General features: G+C 60.5%; 18 protein-coding genes and 1 riboswitch. Of the genes, 9 read left to right on the plus strand and 9 right to left on the minus strand.

From position 1 onward, the window contains the following. Nucleotides 1-73: 73 nt before the first annotated feature. The gene (locus C7U61_RS11115; RefSeq protein ID WP_106998145.1) at nucleotides 74-478 is read right to left on the minus strand and encodes a cobalamin biosynthesis protein; all 405 of its coding nucleotides are present in this window, start codon (nucleotides 476-478) and stop codon (nucleotides 74-76) included. 149 nt (nucleotides 479-627) lie between these two features. Here C7U61_RS11115 and C7U61_RS11120 point away from each other — a divergent pair, with 149 nt between their 5' ends. The 3 genes from C7U61_RS11120 (at nucleotide 628) to C7U61_RS11130 (ending at nucleotide 2,680) form a co-directional block, all read left to right on the plus strand. Beyond that, nucleotides 628-1,413, plus strand: a complete 786-nt coding sequence (locus C7U61_RS11120) for a TSUP family transporter (protein WP_106998146.1) — start codon at nucleotides 628-630, stop codon at nucleotides 1,411-1,413. Nucleotides 1,414-1,514: 101 nt separating this feature from the next. Further along, nucleotides 1,515-1,880: a nuclear transport factor 2 family protein gene (locus tag C7U61_RS11125; protein WP_106998147.1), complete on the plus strand. Its 366-nt coding sequence runs from the start codon at nucleotides 1,515-1,517 to the stop codon at nucleotides 1,878-1,880. Next, the gene (locus C7U61_RS11130) at nucleotides 1,877-2,680 is read left to right on the plus strand and encodes a helix-turn-helix transcriptional regulator (protein ID WP_106998148.1); all 804 of its coding nucleotides are present in this window, start codon (nucleotides 1,877-1,879) and stop codon (nucleotides 2,678-2,680) included. Before C7U61_RS11125 ends, C7U61_RS11130 begins: the two co-directional genes overlap by 4 nt. Before the next feature lie 15 nt (nucleotides 2,681-2,695). Here the strand turns inward: C7U61_RS11130 and cobO are convergent, their stop codons facing one another. Genes cobO through cobU form a run of 5 tightly spaced genes read right to left on the minus strand, consistent with a single transcriptional unit; the run spans nucleotide 2,696 to nucleotide 9,511 of the window. Beyond that, on the minus strand, nucleotides 2,696-3,340 hold the full coding sequence (gene cobO, locus C7U61_RS11135) for a cob(I)yrinic acid a,c-diamide adenosyltransferase (protein ID WP_106998149.1): 645 nt from the start codon (nucleotides 3,338-3,340) through the stop codon (nucleotides 2,696-2,698). Beyond that, on the minus strand, nucleotides 3,337-3,936 hold the full coding sequence (locus C7U61_RS11140) for a dimethylsulfonioproprionate lyase family protein (RefSeq protein ID WP_106998150.1): 600 nt from the start codon (nucleotides 3,934-3,936) through the stop codon (nucleotides 3,337-3,339). Before C7U61_RS11140 ends, cobO begins: the two co-directional genes overlap by 4 nt. Next, nucleotides 3,933-7,922, minus strand: a complete 3,990-nt coding sequence (cobN, locus tag C7U61_RS11145) for a cobaltochelatase subunit CobN (RefSeq protein WP_106998151.1) — start codon at nucleotides 7,920-7,922, stop codon at nucleotides 3,933-3,935. The genes C7U61_RS11140 and cobN overlap by 4 nt, the downstream gene beginning before the upstream one ends. 9 nt (nucleotides 7,923-7,931) lie before the next feature. Beyond that, nucleotides 7,932-8,981, minus strand: coding sequence for a cobalamin biosynthesis protein CobW (cobW, locus tag C7U61_RS11150; protein ID WP_106999058.1), 1,050 nt, complete (start codon nucleotides 8,979-8,981; stop codon nucleotides 7,932-7,934). Between the two features lie 5 nt (nucleotides 8,982-8,986). After that, on the minus strand, nucleotides 8,987-9,511 hold the full coding sequence (gene cobU / locus C7U61_RS11155; protein ID WP_106998152.1) for a bifunctional adenosylcobinamide kinase/adenosylcobinamide-phosphate guanylyltransferase: 525 nt from the start codon (nucleotides 9,509-9,511) through the stop codon (nucleotides 8,987-8,989). Nucleotides 9,512-9,651: 140 nt separating this feature from the next. Then, a riboswitch (cobalamin riboswitch) is annotated at nucleotides 9,652-10,050 on the minus strand. Between the two features lie 181 nt (nucleotides 10,051-10,231). On the opposite strand from cobU, the gene C7U61_RS11160 reads away from it, so the two are divergent. After that, nucleotides 10,232-12,028 (plus strand): chloride channel protein, encoded by a 1,797-nt coding sequence (locus C7U61_RS11160; RefSeq protein WP_106998153.1) that lies wholly within the window; start codon nucleotides 10,232-10,234, stop codon nucleotides 12,026-12,028. Here C7U61_RS11160 and C7U61_RS11165 read toward each other — a convergent pair. Then, nucleotides 12,025-13,482 carry a cobyric acid synthase gene (locus tag C7U61_RS11165; protein ID WP_106998154.1) on the minus strand — a complete coding sequence of 486 codons (1,458 nt, stop codon included), beginning with the start codon at nucleotides 13,480-13,482 and terminating at the stop codon, nucleotides 12,025-12,027. The genes C7U61_RS11160 and C7U61_RS11165 overlap by 4 nt on opposite strands. 234 nt (nucleotides 13,483-13,716) lie before the next feature. Here C7U61_RS11165 and C7U61_RS19515 point away from each other — a divergent pair, with 234 nt between their 5' ends. The 5 genes from C7U61_RS19515 to bmt all read left to right on the plus strand — a co-directional run bounded on the left by C7U61_RS19515 (nucleotide 13,717) and on the right by bmt (nucleotide 19,059). Next, nucleotides 13,717-13,860 (plus strand): hypothetical protein, encoded by a 144-nt coding sequence (locus tag C7U61_RS19515; protein ID WP_181315834.1) that lies wholly within the window; start codon nucleotides 13,717-13,719, stop codon nucleotides 13,858-13,860. An 814-nt stretch (nucleotides 13,861-14,674) separates the two neighbouring features. Then, nucleotides 14,675-15,673, plus strand: coding sequence for an ABC transporter substrate-binding protein (locus C7U61_RS11170; RefSeq protein ID WP_106998155.1), 999 nt, complete (start codon nucleotides 14,675-14,677; stop codon nucleotides 15,671-15,673). Nucleotides 15,674-15,921: 248 nt separating this feature from the next. Beyond that, complete coding sequence (locus C7U61_RS11175; protein WP_106998156.1) at nucleotides 15,922-16,833, plus strand: proline/glycine betaine ABC transporter permease; 912 nt, start codon at nucleotides 15,922-15,924, stop codon at nucleotides 16,831-16,833. Further along, nucleotides 16,826-17,878, plus strand: a complete 1,053-nt coding sequence (locus C7U61_RS11180) for a glycine betaine/L-proline ABC transporter ATP-binding protein (protein WP_106998157.1) — start codon at nucleotides 16,826-16,828, stop codon at nucleotides 17,876-17,878. Before C7U61_RS11175 ends, C7U61_RS11180 begins: the two co-directional genes overlap by 8 nt. Nucleotides 17,879-18,045: 167 nt before the next feature. Continuing rightward, nucleotides 18,046-19,059 carry a betaine--homocysteine S-methyltransferase gene (bmt, locus tag C7U61_RS11185; RefSeq protein ID WP_106998158.1) on the plus strand — a complete coding sequence of 338 codons (1,014 nt, stop codon included), beginning with the start codon at nucleotides 18,046-18,048 and terminating at the stop codon, nucleotides 19,057-19,059. 143 nt (nucleotides 19,060-19,202) lie between these two features. Here the strand turns inward: bmt and C7U61_RS11190 are convergent, their stop codons facing one another. Continuing rightward, entirely contained in the window at nucleotides 19,203-21,719 is a 2,517-nt protein-coding gene (locus C7U61_RS11190) for an FkbM family methyltransferase (protein WP_106998159.1), read from the minus strand. A 58-nt stretch (nucleotides 21,720-21,777) separates the two neighbouring features. After that, nucleotides 21,778-23,256, minus strand: a complete 1,479-nt coding sequence (locus tag C7U61_RS11195) for a glycosyltransferase family A protein (RefSeq protein WP_106998160.1) — start codon at nucleotides 23,254-23,256, stop codon at nucleotides 21,778-21,780. Nucleotides 23,257-23,325 lie beyond the last annotated feature (69 nt).

The raw sequence follows: 23,325 nt of genomic DNA on the forward strand, positions 1-23,325 counted from the left end.
GAATAGCCGGCGGTGAAATGCCGTCGGGATCTCCTGCGGATCATTTGCGAGACTTGCGTTGCGAATTCGCCGCTCAGGTGATCCGGGCGATGGCCGCCGTGGCAAAGCCGGACTTGATCTTGGGAAGCACAAGCTCGGAATCCGGGCCGGCGGCCGCCAGCGCCGCAGCCTCGGCAACGCCGTGACAACCGACATGAGCGAAAACGATCTCGGAGGGGTTCTTCAGTCTGGGCGTCTCCCGCTCCAATGCGGCCGCCTTGAAGAAGCGTGCCGGAAGACGAAAATGCTTGGCGGTCTCAAGGATGGCCGGTTCGTCCATGCGCGTGTCGATCGATACAACGGCCAGAACCTGATCACTCCCGATTCCGACCTCGTGGAATGCTCTTTCCGCAAGCATCCGCACCTCATTCCAGTCCGTGCCGCGCTCGCAGCCAAGACCCAGGAGATAGCGGCGGGTGGAGTTGGCATATGTCGTCATAGTCGCTCCCAACAGCATCGACCGATAGGACAGCTGTAGCGGGCACCTTTTGGCACGTCAATTTCGCCTGGTGTGTCCTGATAGCAATTGCCTTGCGGCGGGCGAAGTGCCAGAAGGCCGGTGATTTCCCGCCTCAGAGTTCCCCCGCCTTGCCAGATATCACAATTCAGATCCTGCTTTCGCTCTTCGCTGCAGCATTCTTCGCCGGTTTCGTCGATTCCATTGCTGGCGGCGGCGGGCTGATTACCGTCCCCGCCATGCTGCTGTCAGGCATTCCGCCGCTGCAAACCCTCGGCACGAACAAGGTGCAGTCCATCTGCGGCGCGGCTTCGGCTACGATCGCTTATGCCCGACAGGGACACGTCAAGCTTCGCGAGCAGCTTCCGATGGCGTTGATGGCCGTCATCGGCGGCATGCTCGGCGCGATGCTGGCGACAATCATGCCAAGTCAGGTCCTGCGCATCATCCTGCCCATTCTGCTGATTGCAATCGCCCTCTATTTCGCCCTGAAACCCAATCTCGGCGACGTCGAAAAGCATCGGCGCATGAGCGCCGGGCTCTTCGGCGTGACACTCGTGCCGTTGATCGGCTTCTATGACGGCGCGTTCGGCCCCGGCACCGGCTCGTTCCTGATGCTCGCCTTCGTGACCCTCGCCGGCTTCGGCCTTTTGAAGGCGACGGCGCATACGAAACTGCTCAATTTCGGATCGAACCTCGGCGGCCTCATCGTCTTCATCTTCTCCGGCGCTATCCTTTGGAAAATCGGGCTGACGATGGGGCTTGGCCAATTCCTCGGCGCGCAGCTCGGCTCGCGGCTTGCCATGCGCATCGGCGCCAAGCTGATCAAACCGTTGCTGGTCGTCGTCTGCATCGCCTTTGCAATCAAGCTGCTGGCAGACCCCACTCATCCCGTCAGGATTTGGCTCGGCCTTTAAAAGCGGACCTTTGATTACCTCCGACGTAATTGATAGTGCTTCGGTACTCACCGATGATCGCCCTGCCTGAACGGTTCAGGCGATCCAAAAGGAGTTGACCGATGACTGACGCAAACACCATCGCACGCCGCTATATCGCCATCTGGAACGAGGCCGACACGGAACGCCGCCGTGCGCTCATTGCCGAGGCTTGGACGGAAAACTGCAGCTATGTCGATCCGATGATGCGCGCCGATAATCGGGAGCAGATTCATGCGCTGGTCACAGCCGCCCATGAGCGCTTCCCCGGCTTCCGTTTCACGCTCATCACCGAGGGCGACCGCCATGGCGACAATCTTCGCTTCTCCTGGGGCTTCGGCCCGGCCGACGCCGAGCCGCTGATCAAGGGCACGGATTTCGCCATCCTCGAAGGCGAGCGACTGAAATCCGTTCACGGCTTCATCGATCAGCTGCCGGCTGCCGCATGATGAACCCGGCCCGCTCTCTCGGCGATCATCTGCGCGAATGGCGGCAACGCCGCCGCATGAGCCAGCTCGAATTCGCCCTCGAAGCCAATATATCGCAGCGACATCTGAGCTTCATCGAGAGCGGGCGGGCGCTTCCGAGCCGCGAGATGCTGATGCATCTCGCAGAACGGCTCGGCGTACCCTTGCGCGACCGTAACCCCATGCTTCTGGCGGCCGGATTTGCTCCGGTCTTTCCCGAACGCAAGCTGGACGACCCTGCGCTTGCGCCGGCACGGCGCGCCATCGACATGCTGCTGAAGGGACACGAACCCTTCCCGGCTCTGGCGGTCGACCGGCACTGGACACTGACCGCCGCCAATGCCGCCGTTGCGCCCCTGCTTGCCGGTGTCCTCGATGTCTCGTTGACCCAGGGGCCGGTTAACGTCCTGCGATTGAGCCTGCATCCCCAAGGTCTGGCATCCCGCATCGCCAATCTAGCCGAATGGCGGGCACATCTGTTGGAGCGCCTACGCCAACAGATATCGGCGACCGGCGATCCCATCCTGATAAAACTGCTTGCGGAACTGTCGGCCTATCCCGCACCGCCTGCGCCGAAATCGGCGGTTCCGGAGCGGGATTTCGCCGGCATTGCCGTACCTCTGGAGCTTGTCACCGAGGCGGGACATCTCTCGTTTCTATCCACCACGACTGTCTTCGGAACGCCTGTCGATGTCACGCTGTCGGAACTCGCAATCGAATCCTTCTTTCCCGCGAATCCCCATACGGCGGAAGCGCTGAAGAGGATGCTGCCGGGCAGTTGAACGCGCGGCGGGCGATCAGAACTCGACGCCCGGCTGGCCCTTGATGCCCGAACGGAAAGGATGCTTGATCAATTCCATCTCGGTCACGAGATCGGCAATCTCGATCAGCTCCTCCTTGGCATTGCGGCCCGTCAGAACCACATGGGTCATGTAAGGCTTCTCGTTCTTGAGGAACTCAAGCACCTCATGGATATCGAGATAGTCGTATCGCAGCGCGATATTGATCTCATCCAGCAGCACCATGGAGTTGCGTTCGTCGCGGATCAGTTCCTTGGCCTTTTCCCAGGCAGCGGACGCCGCCGCCACGTCGCGCGCGCGATCCTGAGTCTCCCATGTGAAGCCCTCGCCCATCGTGTGAAACTGGCAAAGATCGGAGAAATGCTTCTCGATCAAATCGCGCTCACCGGTCCACATGGCGCCCTTGATGAACTGCACCACCGCACTCGGCTTTCCATGGGCGATGTGGCGGAAGATCATGCCGAAGGCGGAGGAAGACTTTCCCTTGCCCTTGCCGGTATGGACGATGATCAGGCCCTTCTCGTCTGTCTTGGTCGCCATGATCTTGTCGCGGGCGGCCTTCTTCTTCGCCATCTTGTCGGCGTGACGGGCGTCGTCGTTCTTCGGGACATCCGCGCCGGTTTCGGCCAATTCGTCGCTCATTGCATTCTCCCTGATATGATCGATTTCTGTGTCAGCGGTCCGCCACGCCAGAGGTAAAGCGCAACAAGGGGCTGGTCTTCCGTGCGCATCGCGTGGCGGATATTCGAGGGGTGATGGATGATCTCGCCCGACCAGCGCGGCAGGAACGGCTGGGCATCCTTGCTCCATAACGAGCCGTCGGTCAGCGGAATATAGATCTCCTCCGCCTCATGATGATGGTCCGGATAATGCACATCGGGACCGAGCAGCAGGAAGCCGCCCGCCATCTCTTCGCTTGCGAAATGCCCGCGCGTACCGAACAACTCCACCCAGCCATATCGCTGCAGGAAATCGCTGCCGAAATCGGTGACGCCGTAGGTCTGGGCCCAATGAAGCAAATCAGCGGAGCGATAAAGCCCGTCGAGCAGAGCCCCTTCCGCCCCGCTGGCAGCTCGATTGCGCGTGCGAAGATAGGCCACCGCGGGAAGATCGCATGCCGCAAGCGACCGCTCCTCCATCGGCCAATCGAACCCCTCGAGAAAATGCCGCAGTAACGGATCGCTGCGCGACCGCAGATAATCCCGAAAGGCGGCCAAAAGCTCGTCGACCGCACTCATGCTGCCGCCTCCTTACCCTCTTTCAGGCTTTCCAGATCGAATCGCGCCGAATTGCTTCTCGGCGTCCAGAGCTTGCGGTCGATCGCCTCCAGCAGACGTTCCCGCATGTCCCTCAGCGCAGCCGGATTCTTCTCCCCCATGAAATCCCGCACATGCTGATCAACGACAAAGGCCTGATAGACGGCTTCGAAATGATGATTGCGCACGGCACCCGTCGTCGCGGCGAAGGCAAAGAGATAATCCACCGTTGCAGCAATCTCGAAGGCGCCTTTGTAGCCATGGCGCATGATGCCCTCGATCCACTTGGGATTGACGACGCGGCCGCGCACGACCCGGCCGATCTCCTCTTCAAGCGAGCGGATCACAGGCTTTTCCGGCCTCGAATGATCATTGTGGTAGATCGAGGGACGCGCGCCGCCAAGTTGTTCGGCCGCCGCAGCCATGCCGCCCTCGAATTGATAATAATCGTCGCTGTCGAGGAGGTCATGCTCGCGATTGTCCTGATTCTGCACGACCGCCTGGATCGAACGCAACCGCTCCTCGAAGACGCCGCGCTCGGCTCTTCCTTCCTCGCCGGCGCCATAGGCATAGCTACCCCAGACGAGATAAGCCTCGGCCAAATCGGCACGCCGCTCCCAGCCCTTCTCATCGATCAGCGCCTGCAGACCGGCGCCGTAGGCTCCGGGCTTGGAGCCGAAGATGCGATAACCGGCCCTGCGGCTGGCAGACGCCGTGTCCAGTCCGGCTGCCTCAAGCCGCGCGATCTCGCCGCGCATGCGCGCTGCAATCGGATTGTCGGCCGCATCTTCATCCAGCATGCCGACGGCGCGGATAGCCTTGTCGAACAAGGCGATCTGCTCGGGAAATGCATCACGGAAAAAGCCGGATATGCGCAACGTGACATCGACACGCGGCCGCCCAAGCATGGCCGGCGGGATGACCTCATAGCCGGTGACGCGGCGCGACGTCATATCCCAGACGGGCTTGACGCCGATCAGTGCCAGCGCCTGCGCGACATCGTCGCCACCCGTGCGCATGTTCGACGTGCCCCAGGCGGTCAGCCCGAAGGAAACGGGCCATTCGCCGTGATCCTGAACGTAGCGGCGCACCAGCAGCTCGGCCGATTTTTTGCCAAGTTCGTAAGCCGCCGGCGTCGGCACGGCGCGGCTATCGACCGAATAGAAATTCCGTCCCGTCGGCAGAACATCCGGTCGGCCACGCGTCGGGGCGCCGGAGGGGCCGGGAGGAACGAAACGGCCGTCGAGGCCCTTGAGCAGGGCTGCGATCTCGGCATCACCGCAGGAGAGGATGGAGGGCTGGAGCTTTGCGGCGATCTCGCTGAGGACCAGGCGGGTGTTTGGCCAGTTGTCGGGACAGGCTATTTCGCCGTCCACGAGCTTTGCGGCCAGCAGTTCGATGCGCTCGACCGTGTCGCCTTGGGTGCGCCATGGGGCGTTGGAGACATCTTGGAGGATGCCGGCGCGCGACCCCGTCCATTCGGCCGCCATGTCGCAATCCAAAGGGTCGAATGGCTTGTGTGGAGAGATGCCCCCCTGTGTCAGCTTCGCTGACATCTCCCCCACAAGGGGGGAGATTGGGGGGAGTATGCTGCCCGCTTCTCCTGATGCATCACCAATCGCGTCAGCGGATTCGATAGTCATTTGAGGCGATGCCGTGCCACGAGCAACCAATCTCCCCCCCTGTGGGGGAGATGTCGCGAACGCGGCAGAGGGGGGTACCGTACCCTCCCCATGCCCCACGCTGACAAAAGCATCCCGTGCAATCGCGCGCTGCAGACTCTGATCTCCACCCTCGCCCAGACCGCGCGGCACCCTTGCCAGCGCCACCGTCAAATCCGTCAGCAGCCGCCCGGAAGGCGAAACGCCGAAAATGTGCAAGCCATCGCGGATCTGCATTTCCTTGAGATCGCAGAGGTAAGCATCGAGTTTGCGCAAGGCCTCATCTTCGCCTTCGCCCTTGGCGATGCCCGCATCCTGATCCAAGCCGATATCGGCGACGAGGTCGAGGATCTGCTTGCGCAACAGACGAATGCGGCGGGGGTCGCCGCCCGAAGCCTCGTAATATTCGTCGACCAGCGCCTCGAGATCCTTCAGCGGACCGTAGCTTTCGGCGCGCGTCAGCGCCGGCGTCAGGTGATCGATGATGACGGCGCTCGTGCGGCGCTTGGCCTGCGTGCCCTCGCCGGGATCGTTGACGATGAAGGGATAGAGGTTCGGCAGCGGCCCGAGGATCGCTTCCGGGTAACAGGTTTCCGACAAGGCCAGCGCCTTGCCGGGAAGCCATTCGAGATTGCCGTGCTTGCCCATGTGGATGACTGCATGCGCATCGAAGGAGCGGCGCAGGAAAGTATAGAAGGCCAGATAGCCGTGCGGCGGCACGAGATCGGGAGAGTGGTAGCTCTCCTTCGGATCGATATTGTAGCCGCGTGCCGGCTGGATGCCGACAAGCATATCGCCGAAGCGGGCGAACGGCAAGGCAAAACCGTCATCGAGCGCGTAAGGATCGACGTCCGGATCGCCCCAGCGCGCCGTGATCTCATTCTGAATCTGTTTGGGAAGCGACGAGAAGAAATCCTTATAGTCGCTGTAGGAAAGCCTCTCGCGAACGACGCGGCCATCATGGCCGGAATTTGTCGGACCTTCCGCCAGGTGCCGCATCAGCGCATCGCCATCGGCAGGCAGATCGGCAACGCCATAACCTGCCGCCTTCATCGCCTTCAATACCTCGATCGTGCCGGCCGGCGTATCGAGCCCGACGCCATTGCCGAGACGTCCATCCCGATTGGGATAATTCGCCATGACGAGCGCGACGCGGCGATCGCCGGGCGGCGTATTGCGCAGCCGCGCCCAATTGGCAGCCAGCCGCGCCGTGTAACGCATGCGATCCTCAAGCGGTTCGCTGGCAACGATATTGGCCTCGACACGCTCGTCATAGCGGGCCGCCGCCTTGAAGGATACGGCGCGGGCGAGAACGCGCCCGTCGACCTCGGGCAACGCCACATTCATGCCGAGATCGCGAGCCGAAAGTCCTTGAGACGACGCTTCCCAGGCTTCTTTGGACGAAGCCGAGAAGATGGCTTGCAGAACGACGGCATCACCCGTTTCCAGAACCGTCGCCTGCCGATCCGCGCCCGGTGCCGACACTGCAAAGCCTGTCGCATTGATGACGACGCCCGGCTGCAGCTCGGTAAAGACGCTTTCGAGAATGCCGACGGATACGGCATCCTTGAGGCTATAGGCAAAAACCGGCAGCGGCCGCATTCCCTCGGCGATAAGCGCCTCGATCATAGCTTCGACAGGTTTGGTTTCACCGCTCTGGACGAGAGCGCGGTAGAAGGAAATCGCGACAGTCGGGGATTCGAGTCCCTCCGGGACCGCCACGGCCGAATTGGAAACCCTCCGCCATTCGTCAACGCCGATCACGCCCCTGCCCGGCCACCATATGCCGGCCTTCATCAAGGGCACGGCAGGCATCGGCTTCTCGGTGCCCGCGAGTATCGCCTCGGCATAGGCAAGAAACGCGCGCGAATTCGTCTCGCCGCCCTCGATCAGATAGGACCAGAGCGCGTTGAGATCGTCGAGCGCAACGTTGGAAAAAGGTGTCAGCCCCGGATCCGGCTTCGAATCCCCTGGCAGCACCGCAATCAAGGCACCCTGGCGTGCAGCGCAGGCATGCAGCGCCTCCAGCGCATAGTGGAAATAGCTCGCGCCACCAAGCGCCCGCACGACGATGAGCTTCGCATGCCGCGCCGTCCTGTCGATATAGGTATCGACGGACATGGGATGCTTGAGGCTCATCAGGCTTGCAAGCCGCAGGGAACGGTCGCCCTCGCGATGCGCTGCGGCAATCGCCGCAAGCTCGGTATCGGCGGCCGACAGGAAGAGAATATCGCCGGGCGACTGCCCGAGATCGATCGCCTCTTCGCCGTCGCTGATCGTTCCCTTTTGAGCCAGGAGGAGATGCATGGATTTCCCTTAGACCAGCGCTTCGATCGCTTTGCGAACGATCGTCTCGTTCATCTCGTGCAGGCCGATCACCACAAGCCGGGTCGCGCGCGCTTCACCCGGCATCCAGGCGCGATCGAAATAAGTATCGATGCGGCTGCCAACGGCCTGAAGCTGCAGGCGCATGGGCTTGCCCGGAACATCCACGAAGCCCTTGAGACGCAGCACGTCATGTTCCGCAATCACGCCCTTCAGCGCATCGACGAAGGCGGCCGGATCGGCAATCGGGCCGAGTTCGACGACGAAGCTGTCGAATTCGTCGTGATCGTGCGGCGTTCCATCCTCATGCTCCAGCTCGTGATGCGATTTGCGGTTCGCGATATCGCCTTCCGTGCCGATGCCGAGGCCGAGCAGGACGGCGGCCGGCACGTCGCCGTTCCTGGCTTCGATGATCGTCGGCTTGCGGGCCGTGCGCGAGGCAACCTCGGCGCGGACGCGGCCGAGACCATCGACATCGATCAGATCGGTCTTGTTGAGCACGATCAGATCGGCACAGGTCAGCTGATCCTCGAACAGTTCCTCGATCGGGCTTTCATGATCGAGTGAATCGTCCTCGACGCGGGCGGCCTCGACGGCGTCGTGATCGTCGGCGAAACGGCCGGCCGCAACGGCCGCGCTATCGACGACGGTAATGACACCGTCCACCGTCACGTGGGTGCGGATGTCAGGCCAGTTGAAGGCGGCGACCAGCGGCTGCGGCAACGCAAGGCCAGAGGTCTCGATGACGATGTGATCCGGGCGCGCGTCGCGCTCCAGCAGCTTCGTCATGGTGGGGATGAAATCGTCGGCCACGGTGCAGCAGATGCAGCCATTGGTCAATTCGATGATATCGTCTTCGGTGCAGTTCTCCGCGCCGCAACCCTTCAGCACGTCGCCATCGACCCCGAGATCGCCGAATTCGTTGATGATCAGCGCGATCTTCTTGCCGCCGGCGTTCTGCAGGAGGTTGCGGATCATCGTCGTCTTGCCGGCTCCTAGGAAGCCGGTGATGACGGTGGCGGGAATCTTTTCCTGGTTCATATGGATCAACCCTTCATTTTCAGCGGGAGGCCCGCTGCGATAAGATAAACTTCGGCACTTGCCGCCGCGGCCATCTGGTGCAGGCGGCCGGCATGATCGCGAAATTCTCGCGCCATGCGATTCTCCGGCACGATTCCCAAGCCTACCTCGTTGGACACGAGAACGAGCCGCGATCGTGCGGTCGGCAGAAATTGAGTGAGCGCGGCAAATTCCGCCGCCATGTCACGCTCCGCCATCATCAGATTGGTCACCCAGAGCGTCAGGCAGTCGACAAGCACCGCCCGCCCCTCGGCGTCGATCGCGGCAAGTTGCGCCACAAGATCGATCGGCTCCTCATGCGTCTGCCAAAGGTTGCCGCGGTCGGCACGATGCTGGGCGATGCGCTCGCGCATCTCGTCATCCCACGCCCGCCCGGTCGCCACATAGTGACGTTCCAGCCCCATGTCCGAAATCAGGGATTCGGCAAACCTGGATTTGCCGGAACGCGCGCCGCCGAGGACGAAAACTGCTTGGGAAGCTGAAGACGACATCCGCTATTGCCGCTCCCACGCAAAAGCGAGGCTCGTCGGCATCAAGCCGATACCGGAAAACGGGCGCCTACACGCCGAAAACTCGTCTTGCGCCATGACAACCTCCGTGCTGGCAGCGGGACTGACGTCCCAGGACAGGCTCTGCGCCCGGCACGCATGGCAGGTCTCCTGGCTCGCGGATAAGGCGCTGCGACGGGGGCGGACCGAAATCGGTCGCCCCAGTCGTACGCCGGCGGATCTTTCTCGCCTTCCCGGCAACGCATCATGAAAAGGCGGACGATTCGTAGAACAAGAGGCGTCCAGCCCCGGTTGATCATGATGCCACGCCAGTGGCTTTTTCAATTTGTGCCTGCCTCGCCCCGTTCGCCCCATGCGAACCATCGACGGAGTAGGATTCAAACCGAACGAAAGACCCTGACCGCTCTACAGTCGCGGGGTCGGCTGTGATGAGAACGCCCGGATTGGGTCCGTCCCTACACATTCCCTTTTCATCCCATGCGGCAGATCGCCGCTCGGGAACCATTCGTTATGCCGGCAATGATTAGGCCTTCACTTGCGTCAAGTCAATCAACGGTACGGATGCGACCTTAGCCGTCCTGATTGCGAAATCGGCTGAAAATTCCCACGAAACCAGCGGTTTTTTTGCCGTATTTCTTTGATGTTAGGGGTTTATAGAGGGTAGGCTCTCACATTCGAATAAACACGTATCGTCCGTTTCCCATGTTACAGAAATTCCAACCGCGACGCCTTGGCGTCTTCTCGGCCCTATTCGATCTCGGTCGCTTCAGGGCATTGCTGCGTCGTGGCGAATTGGGACTTGTTTTCGCCGGGGCGCTCGCAGGAATAGCATCCGGCTGCGCCGTGACGACGATGAGCTATATCTCGCGCAAGCTTCATAGCGTCATCTACGGCATAACCGACTACGAACGCTTGAGTTCGGCGGCGTTGGCTATTCAGGACAAATCGGTATTGTTCATCGCACCGATCGCCGGCGGCATCATTCTCGGCATACTGCTCTACATATTATCGCGCACGCGCAAGAAGCCGATGGTCGACCCGATCGAAGCCAATGCGCTGCACGGCGGACGCATGTCGCTCACCGATAGTATCATCGTTGCCGTGCAGAATCTGATCTCGAACGGATTTGGCGCCTCTGTCGGGCTCGAAGCCGGCTATACGCAGATTGCCGCCGGCATTGCCTCCAAATTCGGCTACAAGATGCAGATGCGCCGCGCGGACCTGCGCATGCTCGTCGGCTGCGGCGCGGCCGGCGCCATCGCCGCCGCGTTCAACGCGCCGCTCACCGGCGCCTTCTACGCCTTCGAGCTGATCATCGGCAGCTATTCGATCGTGACCCTGACACCCGTCGTCGTCTCGGCGCTGATATCGACGATGATCGCAAGACTGCTCGCCGGCGACGATTTCGCCATCGATATCGATCATTTCGGGGCGATCGTTCCGGCGGATTATCTTCCAGCCATCCTGCTCGGCGCCTTCTGTGCCGGTATCGGCATCCTGATCATGCAGGGCGTCGCATGGGTCGAGGAACTGGCGCGCAAAAGCTCCATCGCGCCGCCCTTCCGTCCCGCGCTTGGCGGCCTCGTCGTCGGAACATTGGCGCTGATCTCGCCACAGGTTCTGTCTGCCGGCCATGGCGCCCTGCATCTCAACCTTTCGACCGATGTGACGCTCGGCGCACTTGTCGGCGTCTTCATCCTGAAATCCCTGGCATCAGCGGTTTCGATCGGCTCCGGCTTCAGAGGCGGCCTCTTCTTTGCCTCCCTGTTCATGGGCGCACTGCTTGGCAAGATCTTCGCCTATTGCGCGCCCTATTTCGATCACGCCACGCTGACGCCGGCCGTCTACGCAGTGGTCGGCATGAGCTCGCTTGCCGTCGCGATCATCGGGGGGCCGCTGACGATGACGTTCCTGGCGCTCGAAATCACCGGGGATTTCCCAATCACCGCCCTGGTTCTGGCGGCCGTCATCACCTCCTCGCTGGTGGTGCGCACGACCTTCGGTTACTCCTTCGCCACATGGCGCTTCCACTTGCGCGGCGAGAGCATCCGCAGCGCTCACGATGTCGGCTGGATCCGCAACCTGACGGTCGCGCGCATGATGCGCCCCGATGTACATACCGCCAGCATCGACATGAGCATCGAGGACTTCCGCAAGAATTTCCCGATCGGCTCGGCGCAGCGCGTCATCCTGGTCGACAAGAACGAAAAATATTCCGGAATGGTCCTCGTGCCCGACGTCTATGCGAGCCCGATCGAAAAGGAGGACGAGGAGCACGGCCTTTCCGATTTCATTCAGCTGCGCAACGAGTTTCTGCAGCCGCAAATGAACGCCAAGCAGGCAGCCGCCATGTTCGAGCAGACGAAGAGCGAAGCCCTCGTCGTGGTCAACGACCTTATCGAACGCAAGGTCATCGGCCTGCTGACGGAGAGCTATACGCTGCGTCGCTACAGCGAAGAACTCGACCGCCGCCGTCGGGAAGTTTCCGGCGAACTTTAGGCGGCTACCAGGCTATCCAGCCAGGCGGGATCGAGCACGCTTTCCAGCTCCGCCGCAACGTCGTCCAGAGCCGCATCGACGCTGGCGCGATAGTTCATGCGCTCGCCGGAAAGGCCGAAGCTTGCCAGCAGCCTTGCCCGGTAAGCGTCGCTGCCGAAGAGCCCATGCAGATATGTGCCCATGACGCGACCATCCGGCGATACGGCTCCGTCGGGCCGTCCGTCGATGACAGTCGAAGGCCGCTCGGAGTCCGGACCACACGTCACGCCGAGATGGATTTCATAGCCCGATAGCGGCACGTCATATTCCTTGGAAACGGCCGTGCTGTTGCGCACCGTCTTTTCCGGCGCCATTTCCGTCTCGATATCGAGCAGACCCAATCCGGGCGTTTCGGTGACTGATCCTTCAATGCCAAGTGGATCACGGACCGTATGGCCGAGCATCTGGTAGCCGCCGCAAATGCCGATGACGCGGCCACCGCGGCGCACATGCGCGGCTATATCGCGGTCCCATCCCTGTTCACGCAGATCCAGCAGGTCACCGATCGTAGACTTCGAGCCCGGCAGCACCACCAGTCCCGCATCGGCAGGCAAACGCTCTCCAGCGCGGACGAAGACCAGATCGATATCCGGTTCGGCCCGCAGCGGATCGAGATCGTCGAAATTGGCGATGCGTGACAGCACGGGCACGGCGACCTTCAATGCACCGGACGAGCCGCGGGCAAGCCGCTCCAGCACAACGGAATCCTCCGCCGGCAAACGCGCCGCCGCCTTCAGCCAGGGCACGACACCATGGCATTTCCAGCCCGTGAAGCTGCCAATCGCCTCTATGCCCTCACCGAACAGCGAAATATCGCCACGAAACTTGTTGATCAGATAACCGCGGATCATCCGCCGGTCTTCCTCGGGCAATATATGGTATGTGCCGACCAGCGATGCGATCACGCCGCCGCGGTCTATGTCGCCGACCAGCACGACGGGGACATTGGCGCGTGTCGCAAAGCCCATATTGGCGATGTCGCCGCACCGCAGATTGATTTCGGCGGGCGAACCTGCCCCCTCGACGATCACGAGATCGGTTCCCGCCCGCATCGTTGCGAAGCTTTCGAGCACGGCGCCCAGCAATTGCGGCTTGAGCGCCTGATAGTCCCTGCCCTTGGCGTGGCCCCAGACCTTGCCCTGCACGATGATCTGGCTGCCCGTTTCCGATTGCGGCTTCAGCAATACGGGATTCATGTGAACCGATGAGGGAACGCGCGACGCCAGCGACTGCAGCCACTGGGCGCGTCCGATTTCGCCGCCATCTTCGGCAACGGCGGCATTGTTCGACATGTTCTGCGGCTTGAACGGGCGCACTCTCACGCCCCTGTTTGCGAACAGCCGGCACAAGCCCGCGACCAATACCGTTTTTCCGACATCCGAGCCGGTTCCCTGCAGCATGATCGCTTTTGTCATTCCCCACCACCTCGATATGCTACAGCCACTGAAAATGCTGGATTTCGCCTTGATTTCGCCGCGATCCCACTGCTCGCAGCCCACAGCCACGATACAAAAATACATCACCCACCGATATCCTCTATTTGCGACATCGGATGGCGATTTCATCCATTGTGGGTTACGCAGGAGAGGATTATCTGCATCGCGAAAACAAACAACGAAAACGGCCGATCCGGCCCGGAGGATACCCCAATGCTCTTCATCTTCAACAGACAGAATTCCATCCAGATCGCCTGGAACGGCAAGCTTCCGGCTCACCGCCCCGAGAACCGCCTGCAGCAACTCGATACGCGCTTCGGCACGGTCGGCTTCATCCGCACCTATAATGCTGGCTGATATCGCGTCAAGCCGCCGATCCGACCCGTGAGAAGCCGCTATGCGACAGCACCGGCGGCTTTATTTTTTGATCATTGCCGGGATTGGAGTGGATTGCCGCTCCCACACGTGAAACTGCCTCGTAACGGCGCTATTTAAGCGCGAAAACCGCGCGATCCGGAGATCGACGCGGTTTGCCAAAAACGCCGGCTGCCCTGCACATACACCGCAAGGTTCGCTCTCCCCGGTACGCAATACCTGATCCAGGGAAGCAGCGGTATGTCCCCCGCCACGTATCGATTGATAAACCGACATCGTTACCGGAGGGTTATTAAGTGCTTAAATTAGAGTGAATCCGAAAATTTTTTGAAAATTTTCCGCTTTGCGGTGAGAAATCGGAAACGACGCAAATTGAATACAAAACGTCTTTGAGGGACGCGATATTTGAGCGCCATTCACCTCCGGCTCGACGTATAGCTTCGTGAAAGCCACGCAATGACCGTTTTGCAGCGACGAATAGCAGAAAACAGGCTAATTCAGGCGCTTAATTAAGCTTCTCCAAGAGGCACGATAACGTCCATTGACCTACGGGCTGTTGATTTCTTCATCCAAATCCTTACGCTGCCCCACGTCGATGCAAAGAATGCCCGGCCGCGACAGAGTTCGGCGGTCGCAAAAAGACCAAATGCACGACGGCAGCAAAAGGGGACCGTACGGGCGTCGTCAGCGGCGTATGAACGGTTGCAATTGGACCGCGCTGACAGGGGATCGACAGAAATCGAACGTGTTTGGAGTCGGTTTCCGCAACCTAACGAAAAATTGGGAGACGATATCAATGAAGAAGCTTCTCGCTTCAGCCATCTTCGCATTCGGCGCCTATGCTTTGGCTGGCTCGGCGCACGCCGCGGATTGCGGCAGCGTATCCATCGCTGAAATGAACTGGGCATCGGCGGGCGTTGCCGCGCAGGTTGACAAGATCATCCTGCAGAACGGTTACGGCTGCAATGTCACCCTCGTAACCGGCGATACACAGCCGACCTTTACCTCCATGAACGAAAAAGGTCAGCCTGACGTCGCACCCGAACTTTGGGTCAACGCAGTGCGCACTGCGCTCGACAAGGCCGTATCCGAAGGCCGCCTGATCGTCGCCGCACCGCTTCTGAGCGATGGCGGCGTCGAGGGCTGGTGGATTCCGAAGTTCCTTGCAGACGCCCATCCGGACATCAAGACCGTTCAGGACGCCCTCAAGCATCCCGAGCTCTTCCCTGCCCCCGAAGATCCCTCCAAGGGCGCCGTCTATGACTGCCCGGCAGGCTGGAACTGCCAGATCTCCACGACCAACCTCTACAAGGCGCTCGGCGCCGACAAGCTCGGCTTTACTCTCGTCGATACCGGCTCGGCCGCAGGTCTCGACGGTTCGATCGCCAATGCCTTCGAAAAGAAGTCCGGCTGGCTCGGCTACTATTGGGCGCCCACCGCGATCCTCGGCAAGTACGACATGGTTCGTCTGAGCTTCAACGCACCGCATGACAAGAAGGAATGGGATGCCTGCACGTCGCAGCAGGATTGCGCCAATCCGAAGGTGAACTCCTATCCGGTTTCGGATGTCTATACTGTCGTCACCAAGGACTTTGCGGCAAAGGCCGGCGTCGCCATGGACTACATGAAGACCCGCAAGTGGGATAATGCCACCGTCGGCAAGGTACTCGCCTGGATGACCGACAATCAGGGCACCAACGAGGATGGCGCCAAGTACTTCCTCAAGACCTACCCGGACATGTGGACCAAGTGGGTTTCTCCGGACGTCGCCACCAAGGTCAAGGCTTCGCTCTAATCCATGCTGCGGAATCGGCGGCGGCCTCGTGCCTGCCGCCGATTTTACATTCGCACAGAGCGCCCCCAGATGACGCTCATACCGACGGCGCTACAATGCGCAAGGTCGCAACGAGCGCAGATTGATGGCGGCGGATGTAGTAAGAACTCAGGGGCAGCCTGAAGAACCGGTCGCAGCGCTGCGAGCCATCCGCACGTGAAGGCCACACGGGCGGAGCGGAACAGAACCGGACTAAGAAGGGGAAATACATGGCTATTCAGTGTACGATCCTGCCGAATGTGCTCTGCAACTTTCCGGCAATAGACGAATCGATCATACGCCTCGCACGCAAGAACATCGATGACGGCTTCAGGGCGTCCGTACGCGCCTACGGCACTCTCATCGACGCCATCGTGCAGCCGCTGCAATGGTTTCTGAACTATCTCGAATGGGCTTTCACCAATACGCCCTGGTTCATCGTGCTCATCGTGATGATGCTCGTCGTCTATGCGGCAAGCCGCAACCTTAAAATTGTTGTCGGCACCGCGATCTCCATGATCCTCATCGGCGTCTTCGGCCTCTGGACCGACACGATGGTCACGCTCGCCATGGTAACGGTCTGTACGCTCATCGCCATTGTCATCGGGCTGCCGATCGGCATTCTGATGGCGCGCTCGGACCGGCTGCAGTCGATCGTCAATCCGATCCTCGACGTCATGCAGACCATGCCGAGCTTCGTCTATCTCATTCCCGTCGTCGTTATCTTCGGCATTGGCAAGGTGCCGGGCCTTATCGCCGTCGTCATCTATGCTGTGCCGCCCATGATCCGCCTGACCAATCTCGGCATCCGCCTCGTGGACAAGGAGGTGTTGGAAGCCGCAGACGCTTTCGGGTCGTCGCATCGCCAGAAGCTGTTCAACGTGCAGATCCCGCTCGCACTGCCCACCATCATGGCCGGTATCAACCAGACCATCATGATGTCGCTCGCCATGGTCGTCGTCGCCTCCATGGTCGGCGTCGGCGGACTCGGCAAGAACACGCTGCAGGCGATCAACAATCAGTTCTTCACCGTCGGCTTCCTGAACGGTTTCGCTCTGGTCGCGATCGCCATCATTTTCGACCGGACGAGCCAGGCCTATGGCAGACGGCTCCAGAAGCACTCGGAGGTCATCCATGGCTAGTCATGCGATCCAAATCAAAAGCCTTTACAAGATCTTCGGCCGTCGCGGGCGAGACTTCGTGGATCAGATCAAGAACGGCATGAGCAAGGCCGAGCTCAACGAGGCTCACGGACATGTGCTCGGCCTTCAGGACATCAGCATAGATATGCCGGCAGGCGCCATCACCGTCGTCATGGGCCTTTCCGGCTCGGGCAAATCGACCCTGATCCGCCATATCAACCGGCTGATCGAGCCGACCGTCGGCGAAGTGCTCTATGACGGCGTCGACGTCTGCAAGATGAACGAAAACGACCTGCGCGAATTCCGCCGCCACAAGACGGCGATGGTGTTCCAGAAATTCGCGCTTCTGCCACATCGCACCGTGATCGAGAACACGATTTACGGCCTGGACATTCAGGGCGTACCGCGCTCCGAAAGTGAGAAGAAGGGCCAGTACTGGATCGAGCGCGTCGGACTGAAGGGTTTCGAGAGGCATTATCCGAACCAGCTTTCCGGCGGCATGCAGCAGCGCGTCGGGCTTGCCAGGGCGCTGACCAACGATGCCGACATCCTGCTAATGGACGAAGCCTATTCGGCGCTCGACCCGCTGATCCGCGTGGATATGCAAACCGTCCTGCTCGATCTGCAGAAGGAGCTGAAAAAGACCGTCGTTTTCATCACCCACGATCTCGACGAGGCGCTGCGCCTCGGCGACAAGATCGCCATCCTGCGCGACGGCAAGGTCGTGCAGCAGGGAACCGGCCAGCAGATCGTGCTGCAGCCGGCCGATGATTATATCACGGCCTTCGTCAAGGAGGTGAACCGCGGACGCGTCATCCAGACGCAGACGATCATGAAGCCGCTTTCCGGCGAGTTTGGCGGCGCGCGCGTGCCTGCCGACATGACGCTGGAAGTTGCCGCCAAACAGATCACCGAGGCGGGCCAGACCGGCGCTGTCGTCACCGATGCAGGCGGCAAGCCCATCGGCACGATCGATCTACAAAGCATCATCGCCGCCATGGTCACGCCCACGACGCATGAGGCGGCAGAGATGGCAGCAGCCTGACGGCACCATTTTCATCTGAAGTGACAAAGCGCCCCAAGCAGGGCGCTTTTTTCTGATTGATTGCCGCATCGACATATGGGGCAGTCATCTTGTCGTTGTGTTCACATAAAGAAATGTTTATATCTGCATTTGACACTCTCAAGAGCCGACGCAGCAGAGGACACATCATGACCGTCGCCACCAATCCCTTGACCGATCTGCTTGCCGAAAAAGGCGTGCTACTTGCCGACGGCGCAACCGGCACGAACCTCTTTGCCATGGGCCTCGAGGCCGGCGAAGCGCCCGAACTCTGGAACGAACAACACCCCGACCGGATCACGAAGCTGCATCAGGATTTCGTCGATGCAGGCGCCGACATCATCCTAACCAACACCTTCGGCGGCACGCGCCATCGCCTCAAGCTTCATCATGCGCAGGATCGCGTGCACAGCCTCAATAAGACGGCGGCCGAGATCGCCCGTGCCGTTGCCGACAAGGCCGGCCGCAAGGTCATCGTGGGCGGCTCCGTAGGACCGACGGGCGAGTTGCTGATGCCGCTTGGCGCCTTGACCTATGAAGACGCCGTTGCAGCCTTCGTCGAGCAGATGGAAGGCCTTCAGGCAGGCGGTGCCGATGTGGCCTGGATCGAAACCATGTCTTCGCCGGACGAGATCCGCGCTGCTGCCGAGGCCGCCGCCAAGGTCGGCCTGCCCTATACCTATACCGGCTCGTTCGACACCGCCGGCAAGACCATGATGGGCCTGCATCCCAAGGATATTCATGCCGTTGCCACCGATATCGGCGCCGGGCCGCTCGCGGTCGGTGCCAATTGCGGCGTCGGCGCTTCGGACATCCTGTCCAGCCTTCTCGACATGACCGAGGCAGACCCGGCGGCGATCGTTATCGTCAAGGGCAATTGCGGCATTCCCGAATATCGTGGTGCCGAGATCCATTATTCCGGCACGCCGCCGCTGATGGCCGACTATGCCCGCCTCGCCCGCGATGCCGGGGCCAAGATCATCGGCGGCTGCTGCGGCACCTCCTGTGGCCATCTGGCCGCCATGCGGGAGGCGCTGGACAACTACGTGCCCGGCACTCGCCCGACACTGGAGACGATCGTGGAACGGATTGGCCCTTTGCGCAACAAGACGGCCAACGAAGGCGGCGCCGCTCCGGCGCGTGAGCGTCGCAGACGGGGATAAAACTGATCGAGCGGGATATCCTTTAGAGGCTCATCCCGCTCGAATATTTTAGAAATGGCGGCATTGTCCAAGGGACTTTTGCGCCGTGATTGCCGACCCACCTCCGACGGGCTAGAGGCCTGTGGATCCCCGAACTCAGGCCATCAGCTTAGCGGTCGCCGATTGACCGCATCGAGGAAGGACATGTCCTCGGCACCATTCCTCCCGAAGACGAAGAAATCCGCCTCCGTGATCAACGGGTGCTTGTAGGGATTATCGACGTGCTTGAGCAGCTTCCATTCCGGCAGCCAGCGCTCGACGTCATCGGTGAACCGGCGGTTTTTCACATGAACGGCACCCTGACGGTCGGGAGCGCTGTAGTTCGAGGAATAAACGACGACATATTTGTTCGACAGCGCGAAAAGCTTGTCGATATAAGCTCGATATACATCATCCTCGACGAGGTGGAGGATGACGTCCAGTGACAAGGTCAGCTCGAAGGCGCCGTAATAGCGGCTCATGTCCAATTGCGGATCGCCCAGCCAGACGAAGGCTCGGCCGGGATGATTCCCATGGATACGGCGGCAGAGATCGACCGCCGTCCGTGAGACATCGAAGCCCGTATAGTCTTCGAAGGCGAGATAGCGGAGCTGGTTTCCATCACCACTGCCAAGCTCCCCTACCCGCCGCAACTGCTTTTCGGCCGCAAAGGCATTGAGGATGAGGCCCTTGTATTCAGCGGATTTATTGTAGGAACCAGCGCCAGAATTGCCCCCTGCGAGATAGCGCTGCTCCCAATATTGCGCCGAATCGAAGCCGGATTGTTCATCAGGAGCGGAATGCGCCGGCAAAGATGGAGCGGCCACGGGGTTGGCAAGCGGCGCAATCGGCTTGAGCCAGTTTTCCCACTCGTTGCCACCAGCCAATCTCAATTCGTTGCCGTTGCGAAGCGTCCAGGCTTTGACCCGCCCTGCATGTTTCGACAATAATTCCAGATAGGCAGATGTTTTGCCGCCGCTGCGGGCAACAAGATGCACTTCGCAGAAGAAATCCGGATGAAGCGCCACGCTGCGCATGTCCTCCGTCTCGTGATCGCAGGTGACGAAGATGATCGGATCACGCTCACGCCCGGCCACCGCCAGGACGAATTCAACCAGCCCGTCGGCGCGATCTGCATCCACGAGATAGATGATGGAGGAAGTATCCGCCGCATCCGAGCTGAGAAGCGAGATCGGATACATCGACGACAATACTTCATCCTGCCTCATCGAGCTGTCATAGGCCGATCCCGTGCCGGCTGCCGACTGTGCGTAGATCGTCGAGCGCGGCACCTCTATCGTCTGCAGCCAGCCATCCCTGCGTGGCACTACATAGGAGGGGATGCCCCGCCGATGAAGATATTCCGTTAGCCAGATATCCGCCATGTTGCGATGACGGAAATCGGCAAGCGTCACCTTGACGATGCTCGAATGAAAAGCGCTGGTGCCGGTCGCAGCCACATGGACGCGTCGGCGACGCATCAGGGCACGCTCGTAGTGAAAGACGGCGCGGCTGTGCTCCTTGTAGTAGCCACGGCTCGGCTGCAAAATAATCGAGCCATGCACGCTGACAACGGCGCGGCCACGCAACTGCGCGAGTTCGCCGACCATGCGGGTCACAAAATCGTCGGGATAGATGATATCGTCGTCACAGCTGATATAAATGGCATCCTTGACCTGTTCCAGTCCCCAGAACTTTCCGGCGTCGCCATAACGGCTGCCATCGGTATCGATGAAATGCCGGATTTTCGGATGTTCCGCAATGAAGCGCGGCGCCTCTGTAAAGCCGTTGAGATAGACATAGATCCGATCGACCTGCGGCAGCAGAGACATGACGGTCGCTCGCAAGGCGACCTCGTTGCCGGCGACCGTCGCCATGCCGGCAACGATCTCTTCCGTCGGCGGCAACGCCGCCATATGCGCGGGATCGATCGTCTGAATACGCCTTTCCGGGCGGGCATCCGCAGGCTTCGCTTCGAAGAGATAAGTCGGCGTTTCGTTGTAGACCTTGATTTTGCGATAGCCGAGCGGGCGTAGAACGGCTTCGACATCCGTCAAAGCCTGCGCCGTCGCCGCTTCGACAAGCAGCTTGGGACGGCACCGCTCTATCGTGCCGATGGCGCCGCGCAGAACGTCCACCTCCATGCCCTCGACATCGATCTTGATGAGATCGACATGCTGCCCCCCGGCTATGTCGTCGAGACGGGCGACCGGAACCTGTCCGTCGGCGGTCACCATGACGCGGGCCAACCCCAGCCAGGACGAATCCTCTTCGATAACGTTTCCCATGCCCGCCTCGGCCCCCAGGGCTATCGGCTTGATATCGACCCGATCCTGCAGGCCATTGAGAGTAACGTTCGCCCGAAGAACATTGAGCGCAGCCTCGTTCGGCTCGATGGCGAGTATCCTGGCACCGGCGACAGCGCTGAAGAACAGCGTGTGATTGCCGATATTGGCGCCGACGTCGATCACAAAGGCATCTTCCGGCAAGGCGAATCCGACGTCTTCCAGCATCCCCCGCTCGTAAAAGGCGCGGCTCTGCAGGATGATTCTCTGGATATGATCGTTCGGATTGGGAAGATGAAACCGGACGGGGTTCCGGTAGCTGTTCACTTCGCAGGCGACCGTGGCTTGCAGCGTCATCGCAGTTCTTTCCAACGTGCAGAGTTTATCGAAAATATGCTGTGGGCTGGAGGCGGCGTCAGCGGCCGCCAACGACCATCAATCCGCTGCCGCCAATGGCATCCAGGCTGATCTTCAAGCCGGTACTCACGCTGGCCCAGCGCTTCGCCGCCATCGCCTCGGTCGCCCGATCCCGAGCGAAAAGGCAAAGGTTGAAGCCGACGGGCGACAGGTTGTTCGCAAGTGCCGGCAAGGCAAGCAAGGCGCTCTCGCTGGGGTAAGACGTATCCTTCAGGTCAACCACGACCAGATCGAATTTGACCGACTCGTCGATCCGCCGGGTGTCCGGAAAGATGGCCGAAACATCTTCGAAACCCACCATGGCGCTCTCGGTCTCGACGATGGACACACTCTCCGTCAAGCCGCTGGCGACGAAGCGCGCCTCGAGATCTCCAACCTGCTCCGGCGTTATGCACAGGCAGTTAAGAGCGGCATTTTGGCCGGCAATAAGCGATGCCAGCACCAGAGCCGAACGCGGCGAGCCAATATGCAGGATGTTCGGGGTATCGCTTCGTCCGAATGCCGCGCGACGAAGCGCCCAGATTTGAATAGGTGTCAAGGGATTGCAGCCGGCAGCGGATTGGGCATCGAGCAGGGTCGGATAGCCGGCGATGAGAATTTCACTTGCCGTCGCCTGCCAGGCGTCTGCGGCGCCGGTGGACGCCATATTGACCGGAGCGATATCCGGCGAATAGCTGCCAGCAAAGGCCGCTGCCGCAACCCGTGGCGCCTCCGTTTTTGCCGGTCGCGTCAGCGGCAAGGGTGGCTTGTTGAAGGCATCCCGCGCCGAGCGCTGCTGCGCTGGAGAATTCAAGCCGTTTGATTGCGGGTCGAGATTGTGATGCGAATACGGGTTCGTCGCGGTGTAGCGGTGCGCGTTGACCGGGATGAATTCGTAACGCCGCGTCTGGTCGAGGATCGGCAGGGCCAGGGCGATGTCGCAGGCGGCCATGAACCATTGTCCGGCCTCATCGCGAAAATAACCCTCTGGAACATTATCCAGCAAAGAGGCGCGGAAACTGAAGAGGTGACTGGTCTTCCATCCTTGACGGCGCGGTGAAACATTGGGATCGAGAGCCGCATTCCCGCCAATCCCGCCGCCATCAGTCATGAAGTTCGTCCAGACGACATCCCGGCCATCGGCGTAACTCTGCGACATTCGTTCAAGGATATTGGGAATGATCAATTGGTCGTCCCCGTCCAGAACCGCAATGAACTCGGCCATATTCGTGCGTGGCTTCAAATGCTCCCAGACGTTGCGCGATTTTCCCAGCCGCTCCTCGTTGCGGATGAAAGTATGCCGGTTCGGAAAAAAGTCTTCGAGAAGCGCCTCGGCAATGACGCCGGTGTCGTCGGTCGAACAGTCGTCGATGAAAAGAACATGCAGGTCGTCGAGTGTCTGCCGCGAAAGGCTCGCCAGGGATTGCCGGACATACATCTCGCAATCGCGCGCCGTCATGAATATCAGCGCCTTCGTCCCGTTTGCAATTTCTGCCATGAATGTCTCGATGCCTCACTCGACAATGTCCGTGCGGGATATAGGATCCCCCGCATTCGATTAGCGCCC

Source organism: Rhizobium sp. JAB6 (genome assembly GCF_003024605.1).
Classification (GTDB): domain Bacteria; phylum Pseudomonadota; class Alphaproteobacteria; order Rhizobiales; family Rhizobiaceae; genus Rhizobium.

What these genes read in the sequence shown, in the direction of transcription:
- C7U61_RS11115 (WP_106998145.1), bottom strand. Translation starts at nt 478, where the DNA reads ATGACGACATATGCCAACTCCACCCGCCGCTATCTCCTGGGTCTTGGC.
- C7U61_RS11125 (WP_106998147.1), top strand. Translation starts at nt 1,515, where the DNA reads ATGACTGACGCAAACACCATCGCACGCCGCTATATCGCCATCTGGAAC.
- C7U61_RS11130 (WP_106998148.1), top strand. Translation starts at nt 1,877, where the DNA reads ATGATGAACCCGGCCCGCTCTCTCGGCGATCATCTGCGCGAATGGCGG.
- cobO (WP_106998149.1), bottom strand. Translation starts at nt 3,340, where the DNA reads ATGAGCGACGAATTGGCCGAAACCGGCGCGGATGTCCCGAAGAACGAC.
- C7U61_RS11140 (WP_106998150.1), bottom strand. Translation starts at nt 3,936, where the DNA reads ATGAGTGCGGTCGACGAGCTTTTGGCCGCCTTTCGGGATTATCTGCGG.
- cobN (WP_106998151.1), bottom strand. Translation starts at nt 7,922, where the DNA reads ATGCATCTCCTCCTGGCTCAAAAGGGAACGATCAGCGACGGCGAAGAG.
- cobW (WP_106999058.1), bottom strand. Translation starts at nt 8,981, where the DNA reads ATGAACCAGGAAAAGATTCCCGCCACCGTCATCACCGGCTTCCTAGGA.
- cobU (WP_106998152.1), bottom strand. Translation starts at nt 9,511, where the DNA reads ATGTCGTCTTCAGCTTCCCAAGCAGTTTTCGTCCTCGGCGGCGCGCGT.
- C7U61_RS11160 (WP_106998153.1), top strand. Translation starts at nt 10,232, where the DNA reads ATGTTACAGAAATTCCAACCGCGACGCCTTGGCGTCTTCTCGGCCCTA.
- C7U61_RS11165 (WP_106998154.1), bottom strand. Translation starts at nt 13,482, where the DNA reads ATGACAAAAGCGATCATGCTGCAGGGAACCGGCTCGGATGTCGGAAAA.
- C7U61_RS19515 (WP_181315834.1), top strand. Translation starts at nt 13,717, where the DNA reads ATGCTCTTCATCTTCAACAGACAGAATTCCATCCAGATCGCCTGGAAC.
- C7U61_RS11170 (WP_106998155.1), top strand. Translation starts at nt 14,675, where the DNA reads ATGAAGAAGCTTCTCGCTTCAGCCATCTTCGCATTCGGCGCCTATGCT.
- C7U61_RS11175 (WP_106998156.1), top strand. Translation starts at nt 15,922, where the DNA reads ATGGCTATTCAGTGTACGATCCTGCCGAATGTGCTCTGCAACTTTCCG.
- C7U61_RS11180 (WP_106998157.1), top strand. Translation starts at nt 16,826, where the DNA reads ATGGCTAGTCATGCGATCCAAATCAAAAGCCTTTACAAGATCTTCGGC.
- bmt (WP_106998158.1), top strand. Translation starts at nt 18,046, where the DNA reads ATGACCGTCGCCACCAATCCCTTGACCGATCTGCTTGCCGAAAAAGGC.
- C7U61_RS11190 (WP_106998159.1), bottom strand. Translation starts at nt 21,719, where the DNA reads ATGACGCTGCAAGCCACGGTCGCCTGCGAAGTGAACAGCTACCGGAAC.
- C7U61_RS11195 (WP_106998160.1), bottom strand. Translation starts at nt 23,256, where the DNA reads ATGGCAGAAATTGCAAACGGGACGAAGGCGCTGATATTCATGACGGCG.